This window comes from Pseudomonas sp. GW821-FHT02A11, assembly GCF_059421985.1.
This window is the reverse complement of record NZ_JBWKWB010000052.1, coordinates 1-4,228: the sequence shown is the minus strand read 5'-3', so window position 1 is coordinate 4,228 and position 4,228 is coordinate 1. Positions and strand designations below refer to the sequence as shown.

The window sequence follows — 4,228 nt, the reverse complement described above, 5'->3', positions numbered from 1 at the left end:
GCCTGAGTCCGGTGCAGTTTCGAACCCAGGCCATGAGCCTCTAGCGCTTTTTGTCCAACTTTTGGGGGTCAGTTCAACCCCTTGGTTACTTGGGGGTCTTTTCCAAGTAACCCGCCGAAGGCGGAACGCTTCTGCCGTTAGGCAGAGGCTCTCAACTGTTGCCCAGCAAACACCTGATCAACACTTACAACCCCCAGCATCACCTACCCCGCCCCTCCCAAGAACCATCCACCCCAGCCAAACACCTGAATTCATTACCCCAACCGACCCGCTTCCACCGCTGGCACGCATGCTGCTTTGAAACAGCAAAAGGGTCTATCCGCCCATTACCTTCGCGTTGCACGCGGCCTGAACGGTGCCCCATGCACCTCGGGTGACTGACCCCAAAGGAATCAGCAGATGTTGGTCGTTTCAATTTCAGGCAGCCCCTCGACCCGTTCCCGCTCGGGCGTGGTGCTCAAACATGCCGCCCAGTGGCTCACCGATCATGGCGTGGGCGTCAAAACCGTCCGCATCCAGGATTTCAACGCCGAAGACCTGCTCTACGCCCGCTTCGACAGCCCCGAAGTCATCGCCTTCATCGAAGCCGTCGCCAAAGCCGACGGCCTGCTGATCGGCACGCCGGTGTACAAGGCTTCGTTTTCCGGCGCATTGAAGACCTTGCTCGACCTGCTCCCGGAGCGTTCCCTGCACGGCAAAGTGGTCCTGCCACTGGCCACCGGCGGCAGCATCGCCCACATGCTGGCGGTGGATTACGCCTTGAAGCCTGTGTTGTCCGCACTCAAATGCCAGGAAGTGCTGCACGGCGTGTTCGCCATCGACAGTCAGATCAGCTATGCCGACGAAAGCCCGTTGGGCGGTGAGCTGGATGAATTGCTGACCCAGCGCCTGCACGACGGACTGGATCATTTCTTCCTCGGACTGCAGCACCGCACGAACGCGCGGCACAAAGAGGCTGGGGGGCATTTGAAGTTGGCGCTGTAAGCGCAGGCTCAACGCATCTCCCTGTGGGAGCGAATTCATTCGCGATACGTACGGATGCCCGATGAATCTTTATCGGATGTACCACCCGCTCGCGAATGAATTCGCTCCCACAATTCGATCACCGTTTCATGTTCCGGACGTGGCGTCCGTCCGACTGAATCAGTGCTCCAACAATGGGTACAACGACAACACCAGCAACGCCGCCATCACCCCGTTGAATACCCGCAGCCAGAACGGATCGCGCAGCACGTTGCGCAACAGGCTGCCGAACCCCGCCCACATCCCCACCGCTGGCAAATTCACGATGCCGAACACCAGGGCAATCACGGCGACATTGGTGAAGTAGCCATTCATGGGGGTGTAGGTGCTGATCGCGCCGACTGCCATCACCCAGGCCTTGGGATTAACCCACTGAAACGCCGCCGCGCCGAGGAAGTTCATCGGCTTGCCTTTGCTCTCGTCACTGTCCCTGGCGGGCCCTGACGTGGCGATCTTGTACGCCAGGTACAGCAAATACGCCGCCCCCGCGTAACGCAGGAGGGTGTAGAGCACGGGATACGCCTTGAACACCGCGCCCAACCCGAAGCCGACCGCCAGCACCATCAGCGCGAAACCGCAGCTGATGCCGAGCATGTGGGGAATGGTGCGATTGAAGCCGAAGTTCACGCCCGAAGACAGCAACATGGTGTTGTTGGGGCCTGGGGTGATCGATGAGACGAAGGCGAACAGAATAAAGGCAAGCAGCAGGTCGGCAGTCAGCATGGTGCGGGTCCACGGTGTGGTTTGATTTCTACCTGTCACGCTATCGAAAGCGTGGGCCAAAACACATGGACAGTGGGCCTGACTTTTACCCGTACAGTTTCATTAAAAAATCGAGCATCACGAAACTGTTTTGATGAAACCCTTGAGCCAGAGCGCTCAGCCTTGACGCGCTTTCGACGGGGTGCTGATCTCGGCGTTCACTTCGCCGCGGTTGTCGAATTCGTGGGCTTGCTGCATCTGCGGCTGGGCCATCAACTGCGACTTGCGAGCCTGGTAATCGTCGTAGGACAGGCCACGGCGATTGAGATCTTCGAGGGCCAGCTGATGGGTTTCTTCAGCGGTGTAGGGACGCAATTCAGGATGATTGCCAGCGGCACAGCCAGAAACAACGGCGACTGAAAGCAACATGGCGAGGGCAAGAAGACGGTTCATGGGAGCCTCCATTCGGCTCGTTTCTGGAATGAAGCCAAGGCTACGCGCCGGGCCTTTCCGGCAGAAATCAGTCGTCTTGATAGTCGCTATTGGGTTTTCAGAACCTGAATTCTAAACACCTCGGTACTGAAGAAACGCAGCATTCCCTGTAGGAGCTGCCGGAGCTGTGCGACAGCCGCGAACGCGGTGTGTCAGGCGAGACTCATTCGCGGCCGTCGTAACCTCCGACTGCTCCTACAGGGTTTGGGGTGAACCGAATTCTGGCGACCACCACCGAACCTGTAGGAGCTGCCGGAGCTGTGCGACAGCCGCGAACGCAGTGTGCCTGATACACCGCCTTGGTCCGATCGCGGCCCGCACCGTCGTAACCTCCGCAAGCTCCCACGGGGATGGAGCCGAGCTCAGGGTCAGTCTTACACCAACCAATGCCACAACAGCGATGTGCCGATCAGCCCCACCACTGACACGATGGTCTGCAGCACCGACCACACCCAGATCGTTTGCTTGAGCTTCAAGCCGAAATACTCACGCACCATCCAGAAACCCGCGTCGTTGACGTGGCAGAAAAACACCGAACCGGCACCGATCACCAGCGCCACCAACGAAGCCTCGACCGGGGCCAGCCCCGCCATCATTGGCGCGAGAATGCCCGCAGTCGTCGTGGTCGCCACCGTCGCGGAACCGGTGGCCTGACGCAGCGCCACGGCAATCAGCCAGGCCAGCAGCAGGTATGGCATGTGCGCGCCCTCGGCCACCTTACTGATGGTCTGGCTGACACCCGCATCGAGCAGCGTCTGCTTGAGACCGCCACCGGCGCCGATGGTCAGCAGCAGCACGGCGATCGGCGCCAGGCTTTTGCGTAGCGTGCCGCCCACGTGTTCGCGGGAAATACCGTTGGCCCACCCCAGGCAAACCGTGGCCGCCAATACCGCAATACCCAGCGCAACCAGAGGCTCGCCGAGGAATTTCAGGGTCAGCGCAAGGTTGCTCTCAGGCTCCAGGGCGATCTTGGCCAGGGTGCTACCCAGCATCAGAATCACCGGCATGAGAATGATCAGCAGCGAAATGCCAAAGCTCGGCTGACGTCCTGTTGTCGATTTGGCCGAGAACAACTCGCCCAGCTCGGCAGGCTCCTCGACGTGCAGCCGCTTGGACAACCAGTTGCCATACAGTGGGCCGGCCAGAATCACCGCAGGCACCGCGATGCAGAAACCCAGCAACATGGTCAGGCCCAGGTCGGCGTGCAACGCGCTGACGGCGATCAGCGGACCGGGGTGGGGAGGCATCAACGCGTGCAGTGTGGTCATGCCCGCCAATGCCGGAATCGCGATCTTCAGCAGCGGCTGATTGGACTGACGCGCCATCACAAAGATGATCGGCACCATCATCACCAGCCCCACTTCGAAGAACAGCGGCAGGCCGATGACCATCGCCACCAACGCCATCACCCACGGCAAGGTCTTGCCTTTGCCCAGGCCCAGAAGGGTCGAGGCAATACGATCCGCCGCTCCCGATTCAGCCATCAGCGCGCCGAGCATGGCCCCCAGCGCAATGATGATCCCCGCCTCCCCGAGAATCCCGCCAGCGCCCTTGCTGAACGCTTTCGCAACCGCCTCCGCTGGCAGCCCCGCACCTATCCCTGCGATGAAAGTGCCCACCAGGATCGACAGAAACGGCGGGAGTTTGGTGGCGCTGATCAGCACGATAATCGTGGCAATGGCGACCAGGCAGCAGATGATCAGGCGGGTGTCATGAAACACCCACGCAGCAGACGACAAATCCAAGCGCAACCCCTTAATCGTTAGATTCTTATTGAAAGATGATCTGAAACAATTTGTTTCAGATGGCCAAACGATACCGGATGCGGCAAGTCGTCGCAGTGATTTTTTCTCAGAAAGTGGCCGAAACGACCTGCCATTCATCCATTCATCTAAATGAATTCAACTAAAAGCGAGATACGAGTGATCCCTGTAGGAGCGAATTCATTGGCTATGTCTGCGTTAATTGTTGCGCAGGTTCATAGCCAAGCGCTTCCTTCAGCAAAATCAAT

4 protein-coding genes are annotated in these 4,228 nt (G+C 59.2%); 1 reads left to right on the top strand and 3 read right to left on the bottom strand.

The genetic code is table 11. The features are described 5' to 3' along the window. Positions 1-399 precede the first annotated feature (399 nt). Complete coding sequence (ssuE, locus tag AC07V9_RS29545; protein ID WP_495019159.1) at positions 400-984, top strand: NADPH-dependent FMN reductase; 585 nt, start codon at positions 400-402, stop codon at positions 982-984. A gap of 159 nt (positions 985-1,143) precedes the next feature. On the opposite strand, the gene AC07V9_RS29540 is transcribed toward ssuE, so the two are convergent. The 3 genes from AC07V9_RS29540 to AC07V9_RS29530 form a co-directional block, all read right to left on the bottom strand. After that, the gene (locus AC07V9_RS29540) at positions 1,144-1,746 is read right to left on the bottom strand and encodes a LysE family translocator (RefSeq protein ID WP_495019158.1); all 603 of its coding nucleotides are present in this window, start codon (positions 1,744-1,746) and stop codon (positions 1,144-1,146) included. A 156-nt stretch (positions 1,747-1,902) separates the two neighbouring features. Beyond that, entirely contained in the window at positions 1,903-2,178 is a 276-nt protein-coding gene (locus AC07V9_RS29535) for a hypothetical protein (RefSeq protein ID WP_495019157.1), read from the bottom strand. Between the two features lie 413 nt (positions 2,179-2,591). Further along, the gene (locus AC07V9_RS29530; RefSeq protein ID WP_495019156.1) at positions 2,592-3,962 is read right to left on the bottom strand and encodes a GntT/GntP/DsdX family permease; all 1,371 of its coding nucleotides are present in this window, start codon (positions 3,960-3,962) and stop codon (positions 2,592-2,594) included. Positions 3,963-4,228 lie beyond the last annotated feature (266 nt).